At 62.0% G+C, this 26,602-nt stretch carries 27 protein-coding genes, 3 tRNA genes and 1 pseudogene; 17 read left to right on the top strand and 14 right to left on the bottom strand.

The genetic code is table 11. The features are described from left to right. Window positions 1–5 precede the first annotated feature (5 nt). From NKI37_RS05780 to NKI37_RS05765, 4 genes are all read right to left on the bottom strand, one after another. A complete protein-coding gene (locus NKI37_RS05780) occupies window positions 6–266 on the bottom strand; it encodes a hypothetical protein (protein ID WP_023701878.1) in 261 nt (86 codons plus the stop codon). Window positions 267–723: 457 nt separating this feature from the next. After that, window positions 724–1,035: a hypothetical protein gene (locus NKI37_RS05775; protein ID WP_023689055.1), complete on the bottom strand. Its 312-nt coding sequence runs from the start codon at window positions 1,033–1,035 to the stop codon at window positions 724–726. Between the two features lie 177 nt (window positions 1,036–1,212). Further along, window positions 1,213–1,289: transfer RNA gene (locus NKI37_RS05770), tRNA-Pro, on the bottom strand. A 51-nt stretch (window positions 1,290–1,340) separates the two neighbouring features. Then, complete coding sequence (locus NKI37_RS05765; protein WP_023711887.1) at window positions 1,341–2,525, bottom strand: flavin-containing monooxygenase; 1,185 nt, start codon at window positions 2,523–2,525, stop codon at window positions 1,341–1,343. A gap of 173 nt (window positions 2,526–2,698) precedes the next feature. Here NKI37_RS05765 and NKI37_RS05760 point away from each other — a divergent pair, with 173 nt between their 5' ends. The 4 genes and pseudogenes from NKI37_RS05760 (at window position 2,699) to NKI37_RS05745 (ending at window position 3,607) form a co-directional block, all read left to right on the top strand. Further along, window positions 2,699–3,004 (top strand): ETC complex I subunit, encoded by a 306-nt coding sequence (locus NKI37_RS05760; protein ID WP_023670294.1) that lies wholly within the window; start codon window positions 2,699–2,701, stop codon window positions 3,002–3,004. Between the two features lie 60 nt (window positions 3,005–3,064). Then, a tRNA-Arg gene (locus tag NKI37_RS05755) sits at window positions 3,065–3,141 on the top strand. Between the two features lie 50 nt (window positions 3,142–3,191). Next, window positions 3,192–3,513, top strand: a pseudogene (locus tag NKI37_RS05750) (HigA family addiction module antitoxin). Window positions 3,514–3,548: 35 nt separating this feature from the next. Beyond that, window positions 3,549–3,607, top strand: a tRNA-Arg gene (locus NKI37_RS05745). A 60-nt stretch (window positions 3,608–3,667) separates the two neighbouring features. Here the strand turns inward: NKI37_RS05745 and NKI37_RS05740 are convergent. Beyond that, window positions 3,668–4,048: a hypothetical protein gene (locus NKI37_RS05740; protein WP_023684767.1), complete on the bottom strand. Its 381-nt coding sequence runs from the start codon at window positions 4,046–4,048 to the stop codon at window positions 3,668–3,670. Between the two features lie 166 nt (window positions 4,049–4,214). Here NKI37_RS05740 and NKI37_RS05735 point away from each other — a divergent pair, with 166 nt between their 5' ends. Further along, window positions 4,215–4,550 (top strand): antibiotic biosynthesis monooxygenase family protein, encoded by a 336-nt coding sequence (locus NKI37_RS05735; protein ID WP_352790576.1) that lies wholly within the window; start codon window positions 4,215–4,217, stop codon window positions 4,548–4,550. Beyond that, on the top strand, window positions 4,550–5,440 hold the full coding sequence (locus tag NKI37_RS05730; RefSeq protein ID WP_502896395.1) for an alpha/beta fold hydrolase: 891 nt from the start codon (window positions 4,550–4,552) through the stop codon (window positions 5,438–5,440). Before NKI37_RS05735 ends, NKI37_RS05730 begins: the two co-directional genes overlap by 1 nt. A gap of 45 nt (window positions 5,441–5,485) precedes the next feature. Here NKI37_RS05730 and NKI37_RS05725 read toward each other — a convergent pair whose 3' ends face one another. From NKI37_RS05725 to NKI37_RS05700, 6 genes are all read right to left on the bottom strand, one after another. Beyond that, window positions 5,486–6,070 (bottom strand): LysE family translocator, encoded by a 585-nt coding sequence (locus NKI37_RS05725; RefSeq protein WP_352790584.1) that lies wholly within the window; start codon window positions 6,068–6,070, stop codon window positions 5,486–5,488. Window positions 6,071–6,207: 137 nt separating this feature from the next. Then, a complete protein-coding gene (locus NKI37_RS05720) occupies window positions 6,208–7,014 on the bottom strand; it encodes an ABC transporter permease (RefSeq protein WP_023689053.1) in 807 nt (268 codons plus the stop codon). Beyond that, window positions 7,014–7,847: an ABC transporter permease gene (locus NKI37_RS05715; RefSeq protein WP_023670301.1), complete on the bottom strand. Its 834-nt coding sequence runs from the start codon at window positions 7,845–7,847 to the stop codon at window positions 7,014–7,016. The genes NKI37_RS05720 and NKI37_RS05715 overlap by 1 nt, the downstream gene beginning before the upstream one ends. Before the next feature lie 21 nt (window positions 7,848–7,868). Further along, window positions 7,869–8,984, bottom strand: a complete 1,116-nt coding sequence (locus NKI37_RS05710) for an ABC transporter substrate-binding protein (RefSeq protein ID WP_352790573.1) — start codon at window positions 8,982–8,984, stop codon at window positions 7,869–7,871. Window positions 8,985–9,067: 83 nt separating this feature from the next. Continuing rightward, complete coding sequence (locus NKI37_RS05705; protein ID WP_352790571.1) at window positions 9,068–10,159, bottom strand: ABC transporter ATP-binding protein; 1,092 nt, start codon at window positions 10,157–10,159, stop codon at window positions 9,068–9,070. Window positions 10,160–10,262: 103 nt separating this feature from the next. After that, the gene (locus NKI37_RS05700; RefSeq protein WP_023684774.1) at window positions 10,263–11,159 is read right to left on the bottom strand and encodes a LysR substrate-binding domain-containing protein; all 897 of its coding nucleotides are present in this window, start codon (window positions 11,157–11,159) and stop codon (window positions 10,263–10,265) included. A gap of 83 nt (window positions 11,160–11,242) precedes the next feature. Here NKI37_RS05700 and NKI37_RS05695 point away from each other — a divergent pair, with 83 nt between their 5' ends. Together NKI37_RS05695 and NKI37_RS05690 are read left to right on the top strand one after the other, a co-directional pair. Next, window positions 11,243–12,844, top strand: a complete 1,602-nt coding sequence (locus tag NKI37_RS05695; protein ID WP_352790570.1) for a zinc-binding metallopeptidase family protein — start codon at window positions 11,243–11,245, stop codon at window positions 12,842–12,844. A 19-nt stretch (window positions 12,845–12,863) separates the two neighbouring features. Beyond that, a complete protein-coding gene (locus NKI37_RS05690; RefSeq protein WP_023693913.1) occupies window positions 12,864–13,796 on the top strand; it encodes a dimethylarginine dimethylaminohydrolase family protein in 933 nt (310 codons plus the stop codon). A gap of 324 nt (window positions 13,797–14,120) precedes the next feature. Here NKI37_RS05690 and NKI37_RS05685 read toward each other — a convergent pair whose 3' ends face one another. The 3 genes from NKI37_RS05685 to NKI37_RS05675 form a co-directional block, all read right to left on the bottom strand. Beyond that, entirely contained in the window at window positions 14,121–14,306 is a 186-nt protein-coding gene (locus tag NKI37_RS05685; protein ID WP_352790569.1) for an FCD domain-containing protein, read from the bottom strand. Window positions 14,307–14,518: 212 nt separating this feature from the next. Next, a complete protein-coding gene (locus NKI37_RS05680) occupies window positions 14,519–14,941 on the bottom strand; it encodes a hypothetical protein (protein ID WP_023684778.1) in 423 nt (140 codons plus the stop codon). Window positions 14,942–15,071: 130 nt separating this feature from the next. After that, on the bottom strand, window positions 15,072–15,623 hold the full coding sequence (locus tag NKI37_RS05675; RefSeq protein ID WP_352790567.1) for a cytochrome c: 552 nt from the start codon (window positions 15,621–15,623) through the stop codon (window positions 15,072–15,074). A gap of 481 nt (window positions 15,624–16,104) precedes the next feature. Here NKI37_RS05675 and NKI37_RS05670 point away from each other — a divergent pair, with 481 nt between their 5' ends. The 9 genes from NKI37_RS05670 to NKI37_RS05630 all read left to right on the top strand — a co-directional run bounded on the left by NKI37_RS05670 (window position 16,105) and on the right by NKI37_RS05630 (window position 26,571). Then, window positions 16,105–17,667 (top strand): DUF2778 domain-containing protein, encoded by a 1,563-nt coding sequence (locus NKI37_RS05670; RefSeq protein ID WP_081725507.1) that lies wholly within the window; start codon window positions 16,105–16,107, stop codon window positions 17,665–17,667. Between the two features lie 194 nt (window positions 17,668–17,861). Continuing rightward, a complete protein-coding gene (locus tag NKI37_RS05665) occupies window positions 17,862–18,647 on the top strand; it encodes a ThuA domain-containing protein (protein ID WP_023738662.1) in 786 nt (261 codons plus the stop codon). A gap of 103 nt (window positions 18,648–18,750) precedes the next feature. Beyond that, complete coding sequence (locus NKI37_RS05660; protein ID WP_023738663.1) at window positions 18,751–19,809, top strand: Gfo/Idh/MocA family protein; 1,059 nt, start codon at window positions 18,751–18,753, stop codon at window positions 19,807–19,809. Between the two features lie 20 nt (window positions 19,810–19,829). Continuing rightward, the gene (locus NKI37_RS05655; protein WP_023670313.1) at window positions 19,830–20,231 is read left to right on the top strand and encodes a GFA family protein; all 402 of its coding nucleotides are present in this window, start codon (window positions 19,830–19,832) and stop codon (window positions 20,229–20,231) included. Between the two features lie 196 nt (window positions 20,232–20,427). Next, a complete protein-coding gene (locus tag NKI37_RS05650; protein ID WP_023670314.1) occupies window positions 20,428–21,093 on the top strand; it encodes a hypothetical protein in 666 nt (221 codons plus the stop codon). Window positions 21,094–21,100: 7 nt separating this feature from the next. Continuing rightward, the gene (locus NKI37_RS05645) at window positions 21,101–23,779 is read left to right on the top strand and encodes an OmpA family protein (RefSeq protein WP_031199432.1); all 2,679 of its coding nucleotides are present in this window, start codon (window positions 21,101–21,103) and stop codon (window positions 23,777–23,779) included. Window positions 23,780–23,790: 11 nt separating this feature from the next. Next, window positions 23,791–24,285, top strand: coding sequence for a Rab family GTPase (locus tag NKI37_RS05640; RefSeq protein WP_023670316.1), 495 nt, complete (start codon window positions 23,791–23,793; stop codon window positions 24,283–24,285). Between the two features lie 3 nt (window positions 24,286–24,288). Continuing rightward, window positions 24,289–25,359, top strand: coding sequence for an adenylate/guanylate cyclase domain-containing protein (locus tag NKI37_RS05635; RefSeq protein WP_023821290.1), 1,071 nt, complete (start codon window positions 24,289–24,291; stop codon window positions 25,357–25,359). A 144-nt stretch (window positions 25,360–25,503) separates the two neighbouring features. Next, window positions 25,504–26,571, top strand: a complete 1,068-nt coding sequence (locus NKI37_RS05630) for a cyclic nucleotide-gated potassium channel (protein ID WP_023693904.1) — start codon at window positions 25,504–25,506, stop codon at window positions 26,569–26,571. Window positions 26,572–26,602 lie beyond the last annotated feature (31 nt).

Raw genomic sequence — 26,602 nt, 5'->3', positions numbered from 1 at the left:
TACGTTTATGCCCACAACGCCGCCAGATACCGGACCAGCAGATAGACCACCGTATGCGCTGCCACGTAGCACGCGGCAACGACGACAAAGAACAGCACGCTGGCGGGCCACGAGCGGGGAGGGCCTTGCCTCTTGCTCGGCCGGTTGTTCCAGATCCACAGGGCCGCACAGATAATGGCCCAGACGACGACGAACGGAACCGTGATGCCGATGTAAGCGAAGTAGGCAGGGCCAATCAGCGAAAGCCATGCCTCGAGACCAAGCATCCAGAATCTCCCCTTGCCCGGAGTCTAATGCATGTCGCTCAAAAGTGGTCCCGGTTTTGAGAGAACGACATGCATCAAAACAAAAATCAAAGCGCGTCGCCTGGATACGTTTCAGCGCGACGCGCTTTTAGACCGGCGATAGAAGTGGAAGCGAGGGGATTATCCCTGCGTCGATTTTTAGCCAAACCCGCCGAAGGGATGCTGTTCGATGACACGGGCGCCTGATTCATGTCGCTCAAGTGGCCCCGGTTTTGAGAGAACCGCATGCATCAAACATGCATCAAACATGCATCAAACATGCATCAAACATGCATCAAACATGCATCAAACATGCATCAAACATGCATCAAACAAGACCTCAAGCGCGTCGCGTGAGTCCGTTCAAATGAGACGCGCTTTAGGTCAGATTGGTGCTCCGGTCGCCAAACTCGGCCGTAGCAGGTCTAAAGCGATCGGATCAGCCGCAGACCCTGACCTCTTCCACGACCCTGTGGTGATGGCGCCAGTGCCTGACCAGTTCGATATGGCAGCGGTGATGGCGATGGTGGCGCCGCCATTGGCCATCCTGGTTGTCGCTGTAGTCGTCGCCATAGTCGTCGCTATAGTCTTTGTGGCGCTGGTGATGGCGAAGAATCTGTATATCGCCATCGTCGGACGAATATTGATCGTCGTCATCGGACTGGATAGTCAGACTGGCGGCTTGCGCCGGTGCGATCAAAGCCGCCGTTCCGGCGAACGCGATCATCGAGGCGATGAGAAGGGTTTTCATTGTTTGCTCCTTGGGTTGAACATACACAACTCTCGGAGCGAACTGGTGTTCCAATGTAGGGTCCGATCGGCGAGCGGCTGCTGCTTGGGCAATGCGTGCCGCCATGCGCTACCGGCGAGGCAGCCATTGGCGACCTTGGGAGTGACCTTGGGCAAGGACTGGCTTTGTGGGAAAAAATGGTCGGAGTGGAGAGATTCGAACTCCCGACCCTCTGGTCCCAAACCAGATGCGCTACCAGGCTGCGCTACACTCCGAGGCCCTGCGGCGTATACGGTTCCGGACCCTGTCGCGCAACCCCTAAAACATCAAACGGGGCTTGGCGGTCTGCGCTCCCGCGCAATCCTGGCTGCGATCGCCTTGGCCTGGATGCGAGCATTGGCGAAGCAGCCGCGGATGCTTGGCCGCATGCCGGTGAACCACAGGCCCGGCAGTTTCGGGTCGCTGTCGGCGCCGTTGAACAGCGGCACGCCCTTTTGGTCGAGCACGCCGAGCTTGCCCAGCATGGCCTCGAGCCCGGTGCGGTAGCCGGTCGCGGCGATGACGATATCGGGCTGGATCGTCGCGCCATCGTCGAAAACGACCGTGTCGCCGGTAAATTCCCGCACGGTTGGCAGCACGATGATCCTGCGGTCCTTGATGGCATCGACGGCGCCGTCATCGGTGGCGATGGCGGTATAATCCGACGCCAGCCGGCTTGCGCCGCCCGAAGGCGTCGGCGGCAGGCCGTAGGCCGTGAGGTCGCCGAAGGCCCATCGCTGCGTCGCCGCCATCACCGCATCGGCGAGCTTGAACGGCAGCCGCGCCAGGATCGGCGAAAACCGGTGGACGGCGATCTGGCCGAGGCGCTTGGGCAGCAGTGCCGGACCGTTGCGCGCCGACAGCCAGATCTGTCCCGTGCCGGCTGCCGCCAGGTGATTGAGCACGTCGAAGCCGGAATTGCCGGCGCCGACGACCAGCACTTTCTTGCCCGCATAGGCCTTGGCGTCGCCGAATGCGGCCGAATGGATGATGCGTCCGGCAAAGGCCTTCATGCCTTTCCAGGCCGGGATGAAGGGCTGCCGGTCGCGCCCGGTGGCGATGACGACATGGCGCGCCAGCCGCGGCCCGGCACTGGTCCGCACAAGCCAGTGGTCGCCCTCGAAGCCTATCTCCTCGACCGCAATGCCGAACTCGACCGGCAGCCGGTGCATGGCGTGGAATTCGTTCAAATGGCCGATGATGGTGTTTCGGTGCGGAAAGGCAGGGGTGCCGGCAGGAAAGGAAACGCCCGGCAGCGCCGAAAGGTCGCGATGCGTGTTGAGATGCAGTCGCTCGTGCCGCCCGTGCCATGGCTCGGCCAGCCGGGCTTCCTTTTCCAACACCATCACAGGCACGCCGGTCTTGAGCAGCGCATGGGCTGCGGTCAAGCCGGCTGCCCCGGCGCCGATCACGATCGCCCCGTCGAAAATCGCTTGGCTGTCGGCCTCGGCGTGCAAAATCCCTGCGTCCATGCCTCTTTGTGTCACCATCATGACCATGACTTTTGATGCTACGCCAGTGTATCGGGCCGATGCCGCTGCCGAAGCGGCCTGGTTGCAGGCCGCTTCGGCCTTGCCGTCGGCAGTGTTGCACAGTATTGACTGAAATAAGGCGGCGCTACCGCCAACGCAGCTACGAGGTGCCCATGTCCGCGCGAATTTTCAGCCCAGCCAAAACCGCGATGCAGTCCGGCAAGGCCAAGACCGGCCATTGGGTGCTGGAATTCGATCCCGCCCAACGCAAGAAGATCGACCCGCTGATGGGCTACACCACATCGGGCGACATGCTGAGCCAGATCAGGCTGACCTTCGACACCAGGGAAGAGGCGGTGGCCTATGCCGAAAAGCAGGGCCTGGCCTTCCGTGTCGAGGAGCCGAAAGAGACCAAGCGCCGGCAGATTTCCTATGCGGAAAATTTCCGCTATGACCGCAGGATACCCTGGACGCATTGACCGGCGGTCAGCGCCTGGCACATAGACACCAGCCGGCCAAGATATCAAATGCCGGCCAGCGGTCCCGTAGCTCAGCTGGATAGAGCACCGGCCTTCTAAGCCGATGGTCACAGGTTCGAATCCTGTCGGGATCGCCAATTTTGCCGGGTCCATTCCGGACACATAGGTTACGGTTTGTACCTGGCATATGGGTAGCACTCTGAAGGTGTACGAACGAAACAGAACGACCGAGCGCTGCCCTTCCCATCCTGGCGCGTTGCTCGACGACATCGTTCCCGCCACCGGCAAGACCAAGGTGGAAATCGCCAATCTGCTCGGAATCTCGCGCCCAGCAGCTCTACGATATCATCCGTGAGAAGAAGCCGGTATCGCCTGCCGTGGCCGCCCGCCTTGGCAAGATGTTCGGCGATGGTGCCGCGATCTGGCTCAGGATGCAGGCCGCGTATGATGCCTGGCATGCGGAGCGCGAAGTTGACGTTAGCGCCATCCCGACCCTGCATGCTGCCTGAAGGTAGGGCGCGTTCGCTGACGGCAGCGGTCCCGTAGCTCCGCCGGATAGAGCACCGGCCTTCTAAGCCGATGGTCACAGGTTCGAATCCTGCCAATAATTTCAATACCTTAGGTGAGGCGTCGCGGCGCCTGAAGGTCGTACTTGTTAGCCATCTACCGGTAAAGTTTCGGGTATTTGGCCCTCTCGCTTTGGCAACTTGCCGATCTCTGGGCCGCCATTGCGAAAGCCCTCTCATAGGTATGGATGGCCATGTTGAACTTTCGGGGGTCTGGGGTCAGGTGTTTGTCCCGCCCATCATACAAAAGGACCGGGACGGCGAAAATTGCTTTTCCGTCTTCCGTTGGCCTCAACGCCGGACATCTTTGCCTTACGCCAACGAGGTCACCGGCCATTCTGGCGGCCGAATTTAACCTTGCATCGGACATCCGAGCCAGGAAGTTGATGTTTTGCTGTTCCCCTTGTCCGGCCGAGGCAGCCGACAATGCGAAGAAAATTCCTGCGGTGAATACAGCGAAAGCTAGACGTAGTTTCATTGTGCCCTCCCAAGTTGAGCACAAGAGAGCACGTTTGGACTTGACAGGATAGCCGCGTGTCCAGTGCAAGTTACTGTACGGAACCTTTGCCATACGTCGACTATCAGCCAGTTGTGCGGCCAGTCAGGATAGTCGGAACGCGGCGCGCCTTCGGGTGTTATAGGAGATGGTACCGAAAACCCCGACCATTGCGCGCATCTGGCGCGGCAGGACCTCGCCCGGCAGGGCCGACGCCTATGAGCGCTACAATTACGAGGCTGGTATCAAGCCGCTGATCGAGAAAGCGCTTGGCGTGCAGACTTTTCGCGAGGACACGCCGACGCATTCGGAATTCATCACCATCTCCTATTGGGAGAGCGTCGAGGCGATGGCCGCCTTTACCGGCGGCGATCCGCAAAGCATCCACCATCTCGACCGCGACAAGGAGTTCCTGATCGAATTGCCGAAGGGTGTCCAGGTGCTGCGAATCCGTTCCAGCCACGGACTGGTTGGCGGCAGCTGATGTTTGCGGGCTTTGACGCCAGGACCGTTCAAATGGAGGAGACATCGATCTTCGTCAGGGCCGGTGGCTCAGGGCCGCCGCTGCTGCTCCTGCATGGCTTTCCCGAAACGCATGTGATGTGGCGCGACATAGCGCTGGCCCTGGCCTCGCACTTCAGCGTGGTTGCCGCCGATCTCAGGGGCTACGGCCAAAGCGGCTGTCCAGTGTCCACTGCCGATCATGCCTCCTATTCCAAACGGGCGATGGCGCGCGACATGGTGCAGGTTATGGACGTTCTCGGTTTCGACCGTTTCATGGTTGCCGGCCACGACCGTGGCGGTCGCGTCGCCTACCGGCTGGCGCTCGACCATCCCGAAACCGTGTCGAAAGTCGCCGTTCTCGACATCGTCCCCACGGCCTCCGCCTGGGATCGGGCCGATGCCAGGTTGGCGCTGGCCTTCTGGCCGTGGAGCCTGCTCGCCCAGCCGGAACCGCTGCCTGAGCGCCTGTTGTCCGCAGCACCCGACGCAGTTGTCGACAATGCGATCGCCGGCTGGGGCTCGGCTCCAGATGCTTTTCCCGCTGAGGTCAGGGCCGCCTATATCGAGGCGCTGCGTGATCCCGCCCATGTCCACGCCATCTGCGAGGAATATCGCGCCGCCGCAGGCATCGACCGCGAGCACGACGCGCAGGACCAGGCTGATGGCTGTCGCATCAGATGCCCGCTGCTTGCGCTCTGGAGCGGCGAGGGCGGGTTGGAGAACTGGTATGCGGGGGAGGGCGGCCCGTTGGCGATCTGGCGGCAATGGGCTGATAACGTCGGAGGCGGCTCGGTCAAGGGTGGGCATTTCTTCCCGGAAGAGCACCCCGAAGACACGGCTGCAAGGCTGTCGAGATTCTTCGCAAGCTGACGGCGGACCGATTGCTAAATCCGGCCCTGTGTAGTCCTGTGTGGACTATCTCAGATGCCCGAGGGACTGCAGGATCAAAGTGCTCGAAAGACCAAGCAGGGCGATACCGTAAAACCGGTCGATCCACACGGCGTTTGGCCCAGCCAGAAGCCTTGCAGCCCGCGCGCCAAGGGCTGCGTAAAACGTCAGCACAAACACATCGGCAAGCGCGGCGATAATGGCCAGGATGCCATACTGGATCGCGATCGGCTCATCCACGCGGACAAAATGCGGCAGGATCGCGGGGAAAAGCAGCCAGGCCGCCGGATTTGTGACCGCCACCAAGAAGCAGCGCCCAATGAGTGCCTTGGCTGAATGGCGTGTTTCGGGAAAGTTAGGGTTGAACGAAGGTCGGGATGCGGTGCGCAGGGTACCGATGGCGACGAAAAGCAGATAGCCCGCGCCGAACATCCTGAGAGCCGAGAGATAGAATTCCGAAGCCAGCAGAAGAGCGCCGAAGCCCAGCGCGACGATGCTGATAAGAACGAAATCAGACAGTACGACGCCGGCCATGCCGAGAAACGCGCGTCGAAAACCGTAGCGGGAGCCGTTGGTGATGGCGAGCACGACGTCCGGTCCCGGAACGGCCATTCCGAGAACCGACACAAAGGCAAATGTCACCAGCGGCAGGTTTCCCATGACGCCGCGTAATGTACCCGGCGCTCACCGTCCGTAACGCCCTTCACACAGCGGCTTGGCTATCGCCGATTGTTGTTGGCCACCTTGGCTCAGTGCCCGCCGCGCATCTTCACCACCACAGTCCGCACCGCCAGCACCAGCACGGTGATGATGATCAGGATCACCGAGAGCGCGGCGATCGCCGGGTCGATGTTGTCGCGCAGGCCCATCCACATCAGCCGCGGCAGCGTGATGGCGTTGACCGAGGTGATGAACAGGGTGACGCCTATCTCTTCCCAGGACAGCACGAAGGACAGCAGCGCGGCGGTGACGATGCCGAACTTGATGTTGGGCATGATGATGCGCGTGGCGCGTTCCCACACGCCGGCGCCAAGGCCGCGCGCGGCAAGGTCGATGCGGCGGTCGAGCTGGCTGAGCGAGACCAGGATCAGCACCGTGGCGAAAGGCACCGTCATCACCGAATGCGCCATGGCGACGCCAAGCCAGGTGTCGTAGCCGAAGAACGAGCTCATGCCCGAGATCGACGTCAGCAGGAAATAGAGCGTGATCGCCGAGACCACCGGCGGCACCACCATCGGCAACAGCACGAAGCCGACAAGGGTGGCGGTAAAGCGCGGCTGGAACATCCAGACGCCAAGGCTGAAGCACAGCGCCAGCACGGTGGAGATGACGCTGCTGACGATGCCGATGCGGATCGACAGCAGGATGGCGTCGAGCCAGCGCGGATCCTCGATCAGCGCGCGGTAGTGGCGCAGCGACAGTTCGCCCGTCGGCATAGCCAGCATGCGGCTTGGCGTCAGCGACACCGGGATGACCGCCAGCAGCGGCAGCAGCAGGAACAGTGCAACCAGCACGGCGAGGATCAGCGAGACGGGACCGGGGCGATAGGTCGGCATCAGATCAGTTGCTTCGGTCTGACATAGCGGAACAGCAGCGCCATGAGCGCGCCGACGAACAGCACCAGCACGACGCTGATCGCCGCGCCCAGTCCCCAATCGGGACTCTGGAAGATGCGCAGATAGATCAGCTCGGCGATCATCACGCTGCGGCCGCCGCCGAGGATCGCCGGCGTGACGAAGAAGCCGAGCGAGAAGACGAACACGATCATCGCCGAACCGATGATGCCGGAGCGCGTCATCGGCACGAACACGGTCCAGAAGGTGCGCATACGGCTGGAGCCGAGCCCGCGCGCCGCGAGCAGCACGCGCTCGTCGAGGCTGCGCATGGCGGAGGCCAGCGGGAACACCGCGAAGGGAATGAGGAAATGCGTCATGCCGACGATGACGCCGAACTCGTTGCGCACCAGCGCCAGCGGCTCGGAGATGAAGCCGATCGATTGTAGCCAGGTGTTGATCAGGCCGCGGTTGGACAAAAGCGCCACCCAGCCGAAGGCGCGGGTCAGCACCGAGATCCAGAAGGGGACGAGAATGCAGAATTCAGCGATTATGCGCTGTGCCGGGCTGCCGCGCACCCACACCATGGTGATGGCGTATGCCGCCGCCACGGAAACCACGGTGACGATCAGCGCGATGCGCAGCGTGCGGATGAACACAGACTGCACCAGGGCATCGGTGGCGAGCGCGCCATACTGGCCGAGCCCCGGTGTCGGCAAGGTGACGCTCCACTTGACGACGCCGAGGAACGGCCAGGCGTAGGCCAGCACAAGGAACAGAAGCAGCGGCGCCATCAGCACCGCCGCGCCCATCCTGTCGGAGAGGGTGCCTCTCATCGAAGCTCGTGCCCGGCCTGGTCAGGCCGAGATGATCTTGGTGTATTCGTCGAGTGCTGCCCCGTAATTCTTGGCGTACCAGTCCATGTCGAGCGCGATCTGCTTCTTCATGTTTTCGGGATCGACCGGGTTGATGCGCTTCTTGTCGGCGGGGATCAGCGCATCGGCGGCCGGATTGGCCGGACCCTGTCCGAGCTTGTCGAACATCACCAGTTGCTTTTGCGGATCCTGGGCGCTGGCGATGAACTTCATCGCTGCGTCCTTGCCGCCGGGGTTGCCCTTGAGCACGGCCAGCGCGCCGGGCGAAATCAGGCCCTGATCCCAGATGAACTTGATCTTGCCGCCCGAGTCCTGCTCGATCAGCGAGGCGCGGGTCGACCACACGATCGCCATCGAGGCTTCGCCGTTGAGCAGCACGCTCTGGCTCTCGGCGCCGCCGCCCCAGTAAGCCACGACGTTTTCCTTGAAAGCGGCGATCTTGTCATGCGCTCGCTTCAGGTCGAGCGGGTAGAGCGAGGCCGGCGCGATGCCGTCTGCAAGCAGCGCTGCTTCCCAGCTCGACACGCCCCATTTGTAGAGCGAGCGCTTGCCCGGAAACTTCTTCACGTCGAAGAAGTCGACCATGCCGGTCGGCGCGTCCTTGCCGTATTTCTCCGAGTCATAGGCGATGACGTAGGAGAAGAAATAGGTCGAGGCCGCGTATTCCCAGCCGAAGCCTTCTCGCATCTTCTTCTTGTCGACGACGGCGTAGTCGATCGGCTCGAGCGCACCCTGGGCGCCGAGCGTGATGGCCGAGAACGGGTCGACATCGACGAGATCCCAGGTCGGCGCGCCGCTCTTGAACTGTGCGGCAATCGCGCCTTCGGTCGGGCCCGAACCGTCCATCTTGACGGCGATGCCGGTCTCCTTAGTGAAGGCCTGGCCATAGGCGGCGTCATAAGCGGTGAGGGCATCGCCACCCCAGTTGACCAGCACCAGTTCCTTGGCCTGCGCAAACGCGCCGGTCGAGCGCAGCAGCATCGGCGTGCCGGCCAGCACGAAGGCTGCAAGCTGGGTGAATTGCCGGCGCGAAATCTCGCCGCGCACAGCCCGAGCGGATAGCGCGTCCATGGCTTGTTTTTTGCTTTGGTCTGTCATTTTAGTTCCCCTTTTTCGTTGTTGGTTCCGGTGGTTATGGCGCGCTCCAGATTCTTTGCTGGAAGACTTCGCCGTTCTCGTCGTCATCCTCCGTCCGGAAGGAGGAAACCCTTTTCCGCCGGCCAGGTCAGCCAGACGGAATTGCCTTTGCTCAGCGCCGCCGCCGCGACCTCGTTCGGCACCGAGACGGTCACCTTGGCGCCCTGGCGCGTCGTCAGATCGAGTTTGGTCGCCGCACCCAGATAGGTCGAGCCGATGGCGGTGGCGGCGATGCCATTCTCGCCGGCGGCGGCTTCGCGCGCGATCGACATATGCTCGGGCCGGATCGCCAGGATCGCATCGCCACGGACTTTCTCGGCCTTGCAGAGCATGTTGACCGCGCGGTCCTCGCAGAGGCCCGTCGAGCCATTGTCGGCGGGCTTGACCCCCTTCAACGGCAGCATGTTGATCTCGCCCAGGAACTCAGCGACGAAACGATTGGCCGGCCGGTCATACACCTCGTCCGGTGCACCGACCTGCAGCAATTTGCCATGGTTGAAGATGGCGACGCGCGACGACAGCGCCAGCGCCTCGCTCTGGTCGTGGGTAACGAAGACGAAGGTGGTGCCGGTCTCCTGATGCAGCCGCTTCATCTCGGCCTGCATCTGGCCGCGCAGGCTCTTGTCGAGCGCTGAGAACGGCTCGTCGAGGAGCAGCACGCCGGGTTCGAACACCAAAGCGCGGGCCAACGCCACGCGCTGCTGCTGGCCGCCGGAAAGCTGCGCCGGCAGTTTCGTCTCATGGCCCTTGAGGCCGACGCGCTCGATCATCTCGGCGACGCGGCGTTTGATCTCGGAGGCCGATTTCTTGCGCACCTTGAGCGGGAAGGCGATGTTGGCCTCGACCGACATATGCGGAAACAGCGCATAGCCTTGGAACACCATGCCGGCGGCGCGCTGCTCTGCCGGCCGATCGGTGATGTCGAAACCGTCGCTGAAAAGCTTGCCGGCGGTCGGTTGCACGAAGCCTGCCAGGATCATCAGGAAGGTGGTCTTGCCCGAGCCGGAGGGGCCGAGCAGCGTCAAAAACTCGCCACGGCCGATATTGAGCGTCAGGTCGTCCAGCGCCCGGAACGAGCCGAAGCTCTTGCCGATCCCGATTGCCTTGATCTCTGCGGCCCGGCCGGGTTGCTGCATCCTGCCTCTTCCTTGGTCGTGGCTTGAGCGTAGGGCAGGGCCCCGGCTCACCGCAACCGAATAGTTTTCGCCTGATCGGCAAATTTGATTCACGGATGGGAGGCTAGTACGGGCTGATCCGGTTCTCCGACAGCTTCGACCTCAACCACCCATTGAATGCTTCCAGCACCGGGTGGCTGGCCTTGGCATGTTCCGACACCAGGAAATACGAGCGCGGCGAGGGGATCGCGATGTCGAAGGGGCGCACCAGACGGCCTTCGCTCAGCGCCCGGCGGCTGGTCAGCTCGTCGCCCATGGCGATGCCCTGGCCGGCGATCGCCGCGGAAAAAACGAGGTTCATGTCCGAGAAGAAGATGCCGCCTTCGGTGTCGGGGTTTTCCACCTTGGACAGCGCCAGCCAGCGCGCCCAGTCCTCGGTGTCGCCGAGATGCAGGAGATTGGCGCGCAGCACGTCGGCCGGTTTTGAAAAGCCGCCGACCTTGTTGAGCAGTGTCGGGCTGCAAAGTGGCGTGAACGAGATTTCGCACAGCAACTCCACCGAGCGGTTCGGCCAGTTGCCGACGCCAAAGGCAATGAAGGCATCGGCGTCCGGATTGCTGACATCGTCCAGCCGCCTGGGCGTCAGGATCGACAGCGCCACGTCCGGATACATCTGCCGGAACTCGCCGATGTGGGTGCATAAAAACAGAGAGGCGAAGCCCGGCGTGCAGGAAACGGCGAACGAACCGCCGACGCCGGTGCCGGCCTGGCGCGTTACCGCATCGCCAAGCACGGTCAGCGCCTTCCTCACATCGGCGGCATAGCGCTGGCCGCGCGGTGTCAGCGCCACGCCCTTGCCGATGCGCTCCAGCAGGTCGAAGCCGAGGTCGCGTTCGAGGAGCCGCAACTGATGGCTGACGGCGCTGCGGGTCAAATGCAGTTCATCGGCTGCGCGCCAGACGCTGCCGTGACGGGCAAAACTGTCGAGGGCGCGCAACGCCTGTGTGGAAGGTATTCGCAAGAGGCCTCAGGTGAACCGAATTTGCATGAACCGGAAAAACATATCACTTTTTGCAATGCCGCTTCACTGCTTTCTTGGGCCGCATGGAGAAACCGGTGACGACCTCGGCGCAAGCCACCGCGCTTGCCTGTCTCGATGGCATCCAGCCGTCGCTGTCGGCGTGGACGCGCACCATTTTCGATTTCGGCGAAACAGCCTGGCGCGAATACCAGTCGGCGGCCTGGTATGTCGCGCGGCTGAAGCATGAGGGCTTTTCGGTCGAGGAAGGGTCGGCCGGCATGCCGACCGCCTTTTGCGCCCACTGGACGAATGGCCCGGGGCCGACCATTGGCATGTACGGCGAATACGACGCCGTGCCCGGCAACTGCCAGGACGCGGCAACGGTGAAGCGATCGCGGCCGGGCCTCGGCAGCGAGGCCGGCGGCCACACCGATCCGCATTCCGGGCTTGGCATTGCCGGCCTCGGCGGACTTCTCGCCACCAAGGCGGCAATGCAACGCCACGGCATCGAGGGGACGTTGCGCTTCACCGGCGAGCCGGCCGAGAAGGTCAGGGGCTCGAAGCCGATCCATGCGGCCAAGGGCTACTATGACGGCCTTGCCGGCATGATCTCCTTCCACCCCTTCTATATGCTGCCGCTCTGCAACACGGCGCGCTGGGACACGCATTGCGGCGCCGCCTATGCGATGATCTACCGTTTTGCCTGCGACGAACCCGAAAACTGGGTTCGCGCAAGCGATGGCGCGCCGATCCCGCAGGCGCATTCGGCGGTGCGGGCGCCCGGCGCCAACGACGCGCTGATGACGATGTACATGGCCTCCAAGGCGCTGCGCGATTCCATGCTACCCCACCAGGGCGGCTGGTCGATCAGCGAGGCGATCCTCACCGCCGGGCAGGCGACCGCCGACAATCTGCCGGCGGGGCTGGCCGAGATCCAGTACATGATCCGCGTGCCGACCATTGCCATGGCAGAGCAGGTCACCGCGGTGCTCGACCGTAATGCGGCCGCGGCCGCGGCGATCAGCGGTTGTCGCTATGAGCGCTATTGGGTGTCGAAGTCGCGGCCGGGCCTCGCCAATCACGCCATGGCAGGGATTGCCTATGAGGCGCTGTCCACCGTTGGCGCTCCGAACTGGGACGAGGCGGCGAAAGCGATCGGTCGCGAGGTCCAGGTCAATGCCGGCGGCACCGCGACCGACAACCCTTTCATCGACGAGATGGAGCGGCTGGTTGCGCCGCGAGAGGCCGAGGCAATCCTGCGCCGCGATTTGCCTCCGTCGCAGATCAACTCGACCTCCGACGACTACACCGACATGTCGTGGCACACGCCGACCGCACGCTTCTATGTCGCCCGCCCGGCGCTGCGCTCGGCGAATGGCCATGCCTATCCATCCTGGGCGATGAACGCGCTGGGCGGTATCTCGGCCACCATCGACCCGATGGTCATTTGCGCCGCCAAGACGGTTGCGCTTGCAGCCCTCCGCCTGCTCGAGGACAAGTCCGCGCGCGATGCGGCCATGGACGAATTCGTCACCCGCACTGGCGGCGGCGTCGGCGGCTCGAACTGGATCGCGCCGCTTTGCGACTATGACCCGCCGACCAATTTCCGCTGGCCGGAATATGTCACCACCGCGCGCGGACGCGATTGGTGGATTCCGAGCAGCCAATCCAATCAAGCTGCATAGTCAAATCGAGGAGAACCTTATGACCGTCCATGACCGCATCGTCGCCGAACCGTTCTCGCTGCAGCGCCGCAATCCCGCCGGCGGCACCAAGCCGCTGACGTCATGGGGCTTTGCCAACGAGACCGACGTGCTGACAGACGTGTTGCTCGGCTCGCCAAACTTCCTGCGCCACCTCTCGACCAGCTCGCTGTCGCGCAAGCATTTGCGCGAAGCGCCCTGCAACGTCCAGATCGCGCAGGCGCAGCACAAGGACCTCGTCGCCGCCTACGAGCATTTCGGCGTCAACATCCACTGGCACGAGCCGACGCCGGAACTGCCGATGCAGGTCTATTCCAGAGACTCCAGCGTCATGACGCCCTACGGCGCCTTCATCACCGCCATGGCCAATTGGTGGCGGCGCGGCGAGAACTATGCCGCCATCCGCACCTATGAAAAGCTCGGCATCCCCATCTACGACATGGTCACGGCTGGCACCTTCGAAGGCGGCGACTTCAACGTCATCGAGGAGGGCGTGGTGCTGATCGGCTGCGGCGGCGCCCGCACGCAGGAAGAGGGCGCCCGCCAGGTGCAGGACTGGTTCGAAAAGGAAGGCTGGGAAACGCGCCTCGCCTTCATCGACGAATATTACGTCCATATCGACCTGATGGTGGTGCCGATCGCCGAGAAGCTCACCGCGGTGTGCCTCGCCTGCACCGAGCCCGGCATCGTCGACTGGCTGAAGGGCAAGGGCCACGAGATCATCGACGTGCCCTTCCAGGACACGATGGCGCTCGGCTGCAACTTCATGTCGCTCGGCAAGGACAGGGTGATCGCGCCGACGTCGAGCCAGTCGCTGATCGGCCAACTCAAAGCGCGCGGCTTCGAGGTTGCTGCCGTCGACATGAGCGAGATTTCCAAGACCGGGGGCGGCATTCACTGCATGGCGCAGGCGCTCAAGCGCGAGCCGGCGTAAGGGCACGAATTGCCGCCGGGACCTGTGACGGACTGCTGCCAGATTTGACAAAACGGGCCCGGCAGACGAAATTGATGCTATTAAGGAGGGATTCTGTGAAAAAAATCTACGAAAGGCCGAGTCTGGCCAAAGCCGGCAAACTGGGATCGCTGGTCGCTTCGAACCCGTCGAAGCCCGCCCCCTGAGCGCAACCAGCCGCTGAAGGCCGAAATTCGGTCGTCCTGGTTGTCGGCGACCGGATCGCGCTGTATGATTGAAAGGGAGCCCGCCGGCTTTGAACGGCGGGCTTTTTGCTTTGCGCCAGAGCGCTGCCGCGACTGCCGGCTAGTCCAATCTGCCCGAACCTGAATTGAACTTGCGCCGGGCGTTTTCCAGATGCGCCCGCATCGCTTGGCCGGCCGCTTCCGGGTCGCGGCGCTCGATCGCCTCGAACACCGCCTGGTGGCCGGCAAAACTCGTGCGGTTTCGATCTCCGTATTGGCCACGTGGATGCGCTGATTGATCAGCCATTCGACCTAGCCGTTGATTTTGAAACCAAGCCAGCTTCCCCAAAAGATCATGCCCAAACAAAGCCATAGCGCGAAGACCACATGCGCGCCGTTCCCGCCCGCCCGGCGATCAGGGAGTGGCTGGCGTGAGATGGCCGCGCTGACGACGGAACGAGATCGCCTCGTCTGGCCGGCCGGACTCGCGACGGCGTGGTCCGGCCGGAATTCCATCTGCTATGCGGGTATCAATACGGCGATGCGATGCACGCCGACCTCCTTGCTTGTATTCGTCGCTTCATCGGTCTTGCCCTTGGAGCAGGTGTACATATCACCCGTCTTGAGCTTGAATTCCTTGTCCGCTTTCTTGATCGTGAATGCACCTGAGGTAATGGTGCACACCATGTCGTTGTCCATCACGGTTTGAGGAGCATGTGCTCCGGGCTGAAACACAACGTCGATAATTGCGATGCTCTTGTAGGCGGGAATGTCTGCATTGCCGGTGCCGACCTCCACCACCCTGACACCGGGCGCAATCTCCTTGCCCTCTTTCGGGCCGTATTTCTTGATTTTTGCCGATGCCGCCAAGGTGAACAAAGGCGCTACCGCGGCGGTCGTCAGACCGAGGGCAATTGCAGACCTGCGATTCATGGTTTTCATTGCATCCTCCCGATGCTCGTCATGCATGGATATGCACGATCCTCGATATATTAGCACAAACGAATTTACTTGTATGCAAAGTGGCTGTGGCGCAGGCCAGCAAGGAAATGCTCCGCCGGATAATGTCGCTTCACTGTACCTTTTGCCGGAATTTCGAATGACAGGTCGAGCAATCCTGCAGGATGAGATGCAGGATATGCTCCGCCGGCAGTTTGGTCGGATCGGCTTCCTCTGGAATCGAGCGCTTGCCGAGCAGGCTGCCGCCGCCCATCGCCAGGCCGGTGCCCATGCGCATGTCATCGGTGATGACGGCCGGCGCGCTTTCGGCCTTGGCGGCCAGAGCGTCGGCCAGCGTTCCGATATGATTTGCCAGGGCCTCGAATTCCGCCCGTGACTGATCGATCTCCAGCCTGGCCTGCGAAGGCGGTCCAAGCGAGCCGCTCGGAAATTCGGCAATCAGGGCAGGGCCGGTGCGAGCGCGCAGCGTGTCCGCTGCCGCCTTGAAGGCTGCGGCGTCATAGGGTTGCCTGCGGTCGAACATGCCGGCAATGGTTTTCGCAGCCGCCGCCATCTCCTTCATCGACGCCTGGCGGGCCGCGACGATCGGCCCGCTGCCGACGGAGGCGCCCATCGTAAGGGCACAGACCAGCCACAGCAGCGCCGCTTGCACAGTCCATCTCACGGCGCCATGTCCTTGCCCCATCCATCCGTGCTCAGCCAGCCGCAGCAGGGGTTCGACCTGCAGTCGGATTCTTCGGTCGTGATGCCGGTTCTCATCGGTAAATTTCCGTCGCCGGAGGTCTCCGTCTCTGAGCAGATAGACCTTCCAGCCACCGGAAGGTCAACTGATTGAGAAGGCCGATCAGCGGGCAATCAGCACAGGCTTGCAGCAAGCTGACGCAGCGTTTCCTTGACTTGGATCGCAAAAACGGGCAGCAAGGCGGGGGTGAGGGAGAGCATTCTACCGTGGCGCAGACCATGGAGTGCTCTTTTTTCGTATCAGGCGCCGCATAATCGGTGGCTGATGGAGGGATTGGTTAACCAACTTTGTCCATCTTTTGATTCAATCGGCAACAGACGCGAAAGGTGCAGGGGGCACCAGCGAACTGTGGATGTCACGGATGCGAGGGTCGCAAGCCTGCATGCCGATTGAGAGTGGTTGTATGGCGTTTTTGCGTTTGAAAGACCGGGGCGACACTCCTGAACGGGGTTTGACTTCGAAGAGATCCGGCCAGCGCTGGGTGGTGGTGCCGGTTGTCGGCGCGGCCTTGGCGCTGTGGTCGGTGGCAACCATGGCCGGCCTCTATTCGCTCGGTACCTCGCTCACCGCAGCCTCCAACAGCCTTCCGCACAGTCTGCTTCTGCCGAACGCAGCACTTGCCGATTCGCGCCGCAGCCTCGCCAATTCGTGGGCGCCGCGGCTTTCGGCGCAAAAATCACAGGCCTCGCTGCTCAGCCAATGCGACGCCGGCTGCGCGCATGCCGCCGCGAACTTCGCGCATGACGGCAAGATGGCGCGGCTGAAGCCGGCCACGCACGCTGTGGCCCCGAGCAGTGTCGCCTCAAACATTGCGCCAAACACCAGCGTCGCTCTCGCCACTTCGCGCGGCATGCGCTTCGACGGCGTGGTGGCCAAGGCAGAGCTGTCGCCGCAAAAGCTGGCTGCCGCCTTCGCCAAGGCCTCGAATGCGCCCTTCATGCTTGCCAGCCTTCCGGTCGCTGCCCGTTTCGCCGAAGTCCGGCTGCCCGATCAGCATGGCCCGGCCTCGGAACGCTTTGGGCCGGAAGTGGCTGAGATCGAACGCTCGTCGCGCCTGGCGCTGGCGCTGGCCAACAGCTTGCCGGAAGACGCTGACATGCTGGCCCCGCCGGCGGCCGTTGCAGCAATCGCCGGTGCGCAGGATCCTGGGCAGGCCGAGGTTCAGGTCGCTTCGCTGCCGCCGCAGGACGATCTGCCCGACAACATTGCGTTGCCGGGTTGGCGTCCACGCGCCGAAACCGCTCAGCCTGCCGAGGCTCGGCAAGCCAGCAAACCCAGGGCAGCCAAGCCACAGACCGACAGGACGGCCGAGAGCCCCGCACCCCAGTCGCCGGGCAATTCGTCGCCGCGCTCGCCACGCAGTACTTCGGAGGTTGCCGCACTGCCTGGCGTGCCAGAAAGCCAGAGCATCCAATCAAGCCGGATCAAGCCTGGCAAACGGTCGAAGACAGAGGCCGGCGAGATGCTGGCCTATGCCAAGCCGGACGTCCCGGCGGGCGGTGTCGGTCGCGCCTTCAAGGATCTGTTCGCCACGCCCGGAATGGGCGGCGGCGTCGCCGTGTACGATATCTCGGCCAAGACCGTCTATATGCCGGACGGCTCGCGGCTGGAGGCCCATTCGGGGCTGGGTTCGATGGTCGACCAGCCGCGCTTCGTGCACAAGAAGAATGTCGGCCCGACGCCGCCCAACACCTATGATCTGCGTCTTCGAGAATCCCGCTTCCATGGCGTCGAGGCGCTCCGTCTCACTCCCGTCAGCGGCGGCAACAAGTACGGTCGCGACGGCCTGCTCGCCCACACCTACATGCTGCGCGGCGGCCGTGCGGAGTCCAATGGCTGCGTCGTCTTCAAGGACTACGCCCGCTTCCTTGCCGCCTACAAGAAAGGCAAGATCAAGCGCCTCGTCGTCGTGCCGCGCCTGACCAAGCCGCTGACGCGGGTCGCTCAGGAAGGCCGGGGAGCGTAAGGCAGTAGGCAGTAGGCAGTAGGCAGTAGGCAGTAGGCAGTAGGCAGTAGGCAGTAGGCAGTAGGGCCCAGGAGCGTCCATCGCCTGTTCCTTGTTTTTCTGCCCCTATTGCCTATTCCCCACTGCCTATTCCCTTTTGACCCCCAGGCAGATTATGACTGACCCCTGCGGGTCGGCTTCACCACGAGGACATCATGACAATACGCGCTGTCGTTTGGGGCGAGAACATCCATGAGCGGACCAATGAGGTGGTCGCAGCCCTCTATCCCGAGGGCATGCACACGACCATCGCCAAGGCGCTGAATGCCGACGAGGCGATCTCCGCCTCGACCGCCACGCTCGAACAGCCCGAGCATGGCCTGCCCGAGGCGCGCTTGGCCGAGACCGACGTGCTGGTCTGGTGGGGCCACAAGGACCATGGCGCCGTCGCCGACGAGATCGTCGAGCGCGTCGCCCGCCGGGTCTTTGAAGGCATGGGGCTGATCGTTCTCCATTCCGGCCATTTCTCGAAAATCTTCAAGCGGCTGATGGGCACGCCCTGCACGCTGAAATGGCGCGAGGCGGGTGAGCGCGAGCGGCTCTGGGCGACCAGTCCCAGCCATCCGATCGCCGAAGGCGTCGGCGAATATTTCGAGCTCGAGAATGAAGAAATGTATGGCGAGCAGTTCGCCGTGCCCGAACCGCTGGAGACCGTCTTCATCTCCTGGTTCCAGGGCGGCGAGGTGTTCCGTTCTGGACTGACCTATCGCCGCGGCGCCGGCAATGTCTTCTACTTCCGCCCGGGCCACGAGACCTATCCGACCTATCACGACGCCAATGTGCACAAGGTGCTGCGCAATGCGGTTAAGTGGGCGCACAATCCGCAGGGCACCAAGTCGGCGATCCTTGAGGCGCCGAACGTGCCGGTCGAAAAGGCGCTGGAGCCGATCGTCGAGCGCGGCGGCAAGCTGCACGTTTCGGGCGAGGCCGGCTACCGCTAAAGCAAAGTCCAGGAAAAAAGGCGTAGCGGCTTTCCGCATGGGTTTCCTAGACCGTATCTGCGCCATATGATTGAATCGAACCAATTCGCTCGGAGTGCAGAGAATGCGGCTTTTGATACTGGGTACCGGCTGGATGGCGCAGGAGCATGCCCGCCGTTTCGGCGGCGTCGACGGCGTCGAGATCGTCGGTGCTGTCGACGTCGATGAAAAGCGCGTGGGCGAATTCGCCGACGGGTTCAAGATATCGAAGCGATTCACATCGCTGGAAGACGCGCTGGCGTGGGGCGAGTTCGATGCGGTCGCCAACGTCACGCCGGACCGCATTCACCACCCGACCACCATGGCGTTGATCGCGGCCGGCAAGCCGGTGCTGTGCGAAAAGCCGCTGGCCGAAGACTTCGGCAAGGCAAGCGAGATGGCCAACGCGGCTGAGGCAGCCGGCATCGTCAACATGGTCAACCTCACCTATCGCAATGTCGCTGCCTTGCAGAAAGCGCGACAGATGGTGCTGGCCGGCGAGATCGGCACCGTCCGCCACGTCGAGTCCTCCTATTTGCAGAGCTGGCTGGTGTCGAAATTCTGGGGCGACTGGCGCACCGACCCGAAATGGCTGTGGCGGCTGTCGCGTGACCACGGCTCCAACGGCGTGCTCGGCGATGTCGGCATCCACATCCTCGATTTCGCCAGCTATGGCGCCGCACTCGACATCGACCACGTGTTTTGCCGGCTGCGCACCTTCGACAAGGCGCCAGGCAACCGCATCGGCGAATACGACCTCGACGCCAATGACAGCTTCGCCATGACGCTGGATTTCTCCAACGGCGCCTTTGGCGTCGTTCACGCCAGCCGCTGGGCGACCGGCCACATCAACGAATTGCGCCTGCGCATCTATGGCGACAAGGGCGGCATCGAAGTCGTGCACAATCTCGAGGGTTCGGAACTGAAGGCGTGTGTCGGCGAGGATATCGAGAACGCCAAATGGCAGGTGCTCGACGCCGGCACGGTGCCGACCAATTACCAGCGCTTCGTCGATGCGGTTCGCAGCGGCGTGCAGGCCGAGCCTTCATTCCACCATGCCGCCGAACTGCAGAAGGTGCTGGATCTAGCCATGGTTTCGGAACAGAAGCGGACGGAACTGAGGGCCAGCGCCGATACGCAGTGATGTGAAGGGAGGAAGAAACAATGGTCACGCGCCGCGCGCAATGTCTCTGCGGCCAGCTTTCAGCCGTCTGTTCGGGCGAGCCGGTGCGCATCTCGGTCTGTCATTGCCTCGACTGCAAGCGCCGCACCGGCAGCGCCTTCAGCTACAATGTCCGGTTTGCGCAAGCTGATGTATCGATCGAGGGGCGGGCGAAGCAGTTCACGCGCACCGGCGACGAGGGCGGCCGCGTCATCTACAATTTCTGCCCGGAGTGCGGCGCCGCCGTCCACTATCGCATCGACACGCAGCCCGGTGTGATCGCCATTCCCGTCGGCGCCTTCGCCGATCCGTCGTTCCCGCCGCCCTTCCAGTCTTTTTACCACGAAAGCCGTCGCTGTGAGTGGGTCGAGATCAACGCCGAGCCGCTGGCGACGTTCGACTGAAGGCCGCTTTTTGGATACCCGGAACCGTCCGCACGCTCCGCGCCTTCAAGAGGGCATCGCCCCTGATTGCCATTGCCGGGCCGTTAGCCATCGCGCTCGGCTGCCCCATGAATAGGCATAAGTCAAGACGAATCCGGCTTGCGGCCCGATTGCTGACATGCTTACCTGACGGCATGTGTTCAATGGGGGTATATGGATGGCTAAGGAATCTTCGAATTCCGCTTCTTCAGAAAAGAAGGCGGACGTAAATCTGATAGGTAACACAGAAGGAAACGGGCTGAACTTCATGGGAGTTCAGGCCCGCGAAAACGGAACCGCCGGCGACGCCGTCGGTGTCGACAAGATCCGTGACCTGCTCTTCGGCAACCAGATGCAGGACTATGACCGCCGTTTTTCCAAGCTTGAAGAACGGGTGTTGCAGCGCTTCAAGGATGTCGAGTCCGAGGCCAAGCGCAATCTCGAAATGTACGAGTCGAATGCAAAGAAGCAGATCGATTCGCTTGCAGGGCAATTGCGGAGCGAAAAAGATTCACGAGCCGATGCCGACAAGGAGATCGACCGGAATCTTCGCGAGCAAAACCAGGCTCTTGAAAAGCAGGTGCGCACGTTGTCGGATCAGTTGAGCGCGCTCGAGCGCGACGTTTCGGACCGGATAAATCGAAACGATCATTTGCTGCGTGAGGAAATCAAGCAGAAGAATGAAGGCGTTCAGATGCTGATCGAGAAGATGTTTGCCGACCTCAGCAACGTCAAGACCGACCGAAATCTTTTGGCTGGCCTGTTTGTCGAGGTTGCAAAATGTCTCAATCAGGATCCCGTCGGGAGCAAGAGCAACTCGGACCGCAGCTGGAAAGTGAGTTGATGGGACCTTGACGTCCACCGTCGACCCATTCAACCTTCCGCAAAGAACAGCCTCGAACGATACAGAGATTGATCGCGAGGCTCTGGCTCGTCTTTTGATCGAAATTGCCCGGAACGTTGATCCGGACTACCGTGCGCAGTTCGAGGCGGTTCCCACCGCCGATCCGCGCATGGAAACGCTGCGGCAGTTGCTGGTCAGCCGCGAAATCTCGGAGCTTTCACGCGTTACGCATCTGCTCGACGAACCCGAGCAGCTTGCGGCGGCCGTGGGCGACGTTCTTCCCAGTGCTGCCGGACGAGCGCCTTACGCGCAACTCGGCGAGGCGCTTGCGCCAGCTGTCGAACGGGCTGTGCAACGGTCGATCCAGAAGAGCCCGCGCACGCTGACGGACATATTGTACCCGGTGTTTCTGCCGGCAATTCGCAAGTCGATCGGGGAAAAGATCGACCAGACCTTTCAGTCGCTGAATGAAACTCTAAGGCACATATTCACCTGGCACGGGCTCAAGTGGAGACTTGAAGCCTGGAGAACAGGGGCAAGCTTCTCGGCAGTTGTTCTGAAGCATTCCCTTGTCTACCGTGTGGAACATGCCTTTCTCATTCATCGGAATTCCGGCCTTTTGATAGCGCATGTAACGGCCGACAATGCAACGAGCGAAGATCCTCAGCTCATTTCTTCGATGCTCAGTGCGATTCAGGATTTTGTAAAAGACTCATTTAACGAGAAAGAGCAGAGCGGCCTGGACACAATCCGTTTCGGCGAGCTTCGTCTCTGGTCGGAAGTTGGACCGTTTGCGACCCTGGTTTCGGTGATCCGGGGAAATCCGCCGGAGGAATTGCATGAAATCGTTCGCGATGTGTTGCTTCGCATCCATGAGGAAAGCTCACAGGCCTTAGAGCAGTTTGACGGCGACGGTTCGCAGCTGGCCAGCGTAGAGGCGCAGTTGCAGACCTGCGTCGAGCTGAAGCAGGAGGAATCAAACGACGGATTTCCGTGGCTGGTGGCGGCCGTTGCCCTGCTGCTTTTGAGTCTGGCAGGCGGTTGGTACTTTCTTTCCTGGCAATCAGCGCAGCGCTGGCAGGCTTACGTGTCGCGCTGGCAGGCTTACGTGTCGCGAGTGGAGGCCCAGCCGGGCATCATCGTTGCCGAACAGCAGGTACGCGATGGCCAGTTCTATATTGCCGGCCTGAGGGACCCGCTTGCCGTCGACCCGCAGTCGCTGTTGTCAGGCACGGGAGTCGATCCGGCCGGGGTTCATTCGCAATGGCAATTTTATCAGAGCCTTGAGCCGGAGTTCGTGCTGAAGCGGCTGACGGCGTCGCTGGCTCCGCCGGATTCAGTGCGACTTTCGATTGTCGATGGCCGCATCGTCGCCGAGGGTGAGGCTCCCGACACCTGGATCAGCCGGGCGCGCGCGGCGGCCCAGCAGCTTTCGGCAGGCGGGCCGGTCTTCGATATCTCGGGGGTTCGTGACGTAAGTCCCCAAGTGCGCGAGGCGGAGCGCTGGCACGCCTATGTGTCGCGACTGGAGACCCAGCCGGGCATCATCGTTGCAGACCAAAAGATAAGCGACGGCCAATTCTATATTGCCGGCCTGCGAGACCCGCTTGGCGCCGATCCGCAGTCGCTGTTGTCGGGAACAGAGGTCGATCCCGCCCGGGTTCATGCGCAGTGGCAGTTCTATCAGAGCCTTGAGCCGGAGTTCGTGCTGAAGCGGCTGACGGCGTCACTGTATCCGCCGGAAACAGTACGACTTTCGATCGTCGATGATCGCATCGTTGCCGAGGGTGAGGCTCCCGACACCTGGATCGATCGCGCGCGCGCGGCGGCCCGGCAGCTTTCGGCAGGCGGACCCGAATTCGACATCTCCAAGGTTCGTGACGTGAGCCCCGAAGCACGCGCGGCGGAGCACTGGCAGTATTATGTGTCGCGACTTGAGGCCCAACCGGGAATCATCGTCGCCCAACAAACGGCGAGGGGCGGACATTTCTATATTTCCGGCTTGAGAGACCCGCTTGCCGCCGACCCGCAAGCCCTGCTGTCCGGAACGGACGTTGATCCTGCCCGCGTTCATGCACAGTGGCAATTCTATCAGAGCCTTGATCCGAAGTTTGTGGTGAAGCGGCTGACGGCGGCGCTGTCCCCGCCGAAAACCGTTCAGCTCTCGATCATCCAGGGTCGCATTGTGGCCGTGGGTGAGGCTCCTGCCGGCTGGATCAACCGCGCGCGGGCCGCCGCTGAACAACTTTCGGCGGACGGAGTGGTTCTGGATGTCTCGCAGCTGCGTGAGCTGAACCTCGCAGAACTTAATCATTTGAGGCAGGCGATCCAGACGACCGATATTTTCTTCTCTTCCGGCAAGGTTGTGCCGGGACCGGAGCAGACGCCGGTTCTCGACAGGTTGGCGGATCAAATAAAGGAATTCGCCCAGAGTGCCCGCAATTCCGGCGTAACGGCGCGGTTCATGTTGACCGGGCATTCGGACACCACGGGCCGTGAGACGGCCAACGCGTCGATCAGCGCCGCCCGCGCCGAGACAGTTCGTGCGCTTCTCAACAAGCGCGGCGTTGCTCCCGAACTGCTGCTGGTTCGGGGCGCGGGCACTTTTGAGCCGGCTGTACCTGAAAACAGTCTAACCGGTAGCTCCACCAATCGCCGGGTTTCGATTACGGTAAACCTGGACTAGCGGAGCCCAACATGTTGCAAAAAAAGATCTGCATGCTGGGCGGCTTCGCCGTCGGAAAGACGAGTCTGGTCCGCAGGTTTGTGCAGAGCATCTTCTCAGAAACCTACTTGACCACCGTCGGAGTGAAAATCGACAAGAAAAGCGTCGCGCTCCCGGACAAAACCGTGGATCTGATTTTGTGGGATTTGGCCGGCGAGGACGATATCGGCTCATTCCGCGTCAGCTATGTTCGAGGTGCAACCGGGCTCGTGCTAGTCGTCGATGGAACCCGCGCTGCTACTCTTGCCGTGGCACTCACGCTGCGCGAACGGGTCGAGGCCGAATTCGGCGCCATGCCGTTCGTATTGCTGTTCAACAAGTCCGATCTGGCCGATCGGTGGGCGATATCGGATGGTGAGATCAACGAGTTGAGGCAACGTGGATGGCAAATCTATCTAACAAGTGCGCTTTCGGGCGAGCAGGTCGATGACGCCTTTCGTCAACTTGCCTTGATGGTCACCAAATAGACCATGCATGAATTGCCAAAAGAAGTCAGAAATTGGTTTTTCAATTTCTTCTTCGACGGGCACGCTGTCGCTTATCTGAAAATCGACGCTGAGCTTTGCATAGCTGCCAAGGGCGGTAATGTTGAACATTACGGGCTGTCATCGCTTCGCATCGGCAAGCCTGTTGCGGAGCAGCTTGAATTCATGGAAGGTTTGCTGCCTTGCCCGGAGCTTCCGTTTCGCATGGATATGGTTGAACTGCCCGGCGGGCGTGTCGCCGACCTCCATTTTTTTGCTGACAATGCGTTCGTGTGGCTGCTTTTTCTAGACGCCACTGCCGAACGAGACAACAGGCAGCGGCTTCAACAGAAGGCCTATGAAATGACGCTCCTGCAAGAGAGGGAGCGTCAACTCAACGAAAAATTGCAATCGACGAACGAGGCACTGAGAAAGAGCCAGGAGGGATTGGCGCGTGAATACCAGCGCGCCGAAAACCTGCTCCTCAACATTCTCCCGGCGTCGATCGCGGAGCGATTGAAAGCGCAAAAGAAAATTGCCGACAACCACGCAGAGGTGAGTGTGCTTTTTGCCGACATCGTCGGTTTTACGGAACGAGCGCGCAGCGTCGGAGCGGTGACGACGCTCGCTATTTTAAACTACTTCTTCAAGGCGGCGGATCGGCTCTCTGAGCGATACGGCTGCGAAAAGATCAAAACAATTGGCGATTGTGTGATGGTGGTCGCCGGCCTGCCCACGGCGCGATCCGATCATGCAAAGGCCCTCACGCGCTATGCGATTGAGCTGCGCAAAGCGGTCAAGCGGGAACGCTTCGCAGGAGAACCGATAAGGCTGAGAATTGGAATTCACTCAGGACCGATCGTCGCCGGCGTCATAGGCAAGAGGCGGTTCGCCTACGACCTGTGGGGTGAGACCGTTAATCTCGCCTCACGTATTCAAACGTCCGCGGAGCCCGATGAAATCCGTATTTCCGATGCAACTTGCCAACTGCTTGGACCGAAATTTGCTTGCGACCCACTCGAGGAAACGGAATTGCGCGGTGCGGGTCGCGTGCGAATGTGGCGGCTCCCGAGCTGATCCGTCGCCTGCGGTGCGACCGTGGAGCGCCGATAGCGGCGCCCGAAAGCCATTGGCGTGACCTGATCTTGCGATCGCAAAGCACCCTTTGCGCTTGCCCGGAAGGCCTCTATTCTGGAGCACAGTGGCCGCTGGTGGGATAGAATGTCGGTACTGCCTTTTCTGAGAATCTACGCACCGCTAAATGCGGTGCTCGCTGCGCCTGGGCTTCTGGCGGTGGCTGCGCTCACGATGCCGAACATGTCCGGACGAAGCAGACTGGCTCTGGCTGCCGTGCTCGCTGTCATTTGGGCCGCCTATCTTCTGCAGATGGCCGAGACCCTGCTCAAGCGCTGGGCGGGAGACCTTCGGGACAGGACGCCGGCAATCGCAATCGATGTGCTCGCGGTTTTGGTTCCACTCGCCGCATTCCTGCTCGACGGCACGCCCGACCGCAGCCTCTACTGTGCTGTCTGGCTGCTGAAGCCGCTGCGCGACTCGACGTTCTTCCCGCTGCTTGGCAGGGTTCTGGCCAACGAAGCGCGCAACCTGGTCGGCGTCACCACGGTCTTCGGCCTGGTTCTGTTCGGTGTCGCACTTGCGGCCTATGTCATCGAGCGCGACGTCCAACCGGAAAAGTTCGGCAGCATCCCCGAGACAATGTGGTGGGCGGTGGTCACGCTGTCCACTACCGGCTATGGCGACGACATTCCGCAAAGCTTCGCCGGCCGCGTTCTTGCCGGGGCTGTCATGATGTGTGGCATCGGCATCTTCGGGCTCTGGGCCGGCATTCTTGCCTCCGGCTTTTATCAAGAAGTCCGTCGCGAGGATTTCGTCCGCAATTGGCAATTGATTGCCGGCGTTCCGTTGTTTCAGAAGCTTGGCCCGGCCACGCTGGTCGAGATCGTGCGCGCGTTAAGACCCCGCACGGTGCCGGCGGGCGCCGTGATCTGCCGCAGCGGCGAGACCGGCGATCGGATGTTCTTCGTCGTGGAGGGCCGCGTCAGCGTCGCGACGCCGAACCCGGTGGAGCTTGGCCCTGGCGCCTTCTTCGGCGAGATGGCGCTGATCAGCGGCGAACCGCGTATGGCGACCGTCACTGCCGCAACTTCTGTCTCACTCCTGTCGCTGCACGCGGCGGATTTCCAGATGCTGTGCAGCAGCAGCCCGGAAATCGCGGAAATCATCCGCAGGACCGCGCTCGAGCGGCGCGGCGCGGCGCCGGTGGCTTGACCGTACAGCCGATGGTGGCCCGGCTGGAACT

Source organism: Mesorhizobium sp. M0626 (genome assembly GCF_040320665.1).
Lineage (GTDB): Bacteria > Pseudomonadota > Alphaproteobacteria > Rhizobiales > Rhizobiaceae > Mesorhizobium.
The sequence above is the reverse complement of the archived record's forward strand: the minus strand, read 5'-3'. Positions and strand labels throughout refer to the sequence as shown.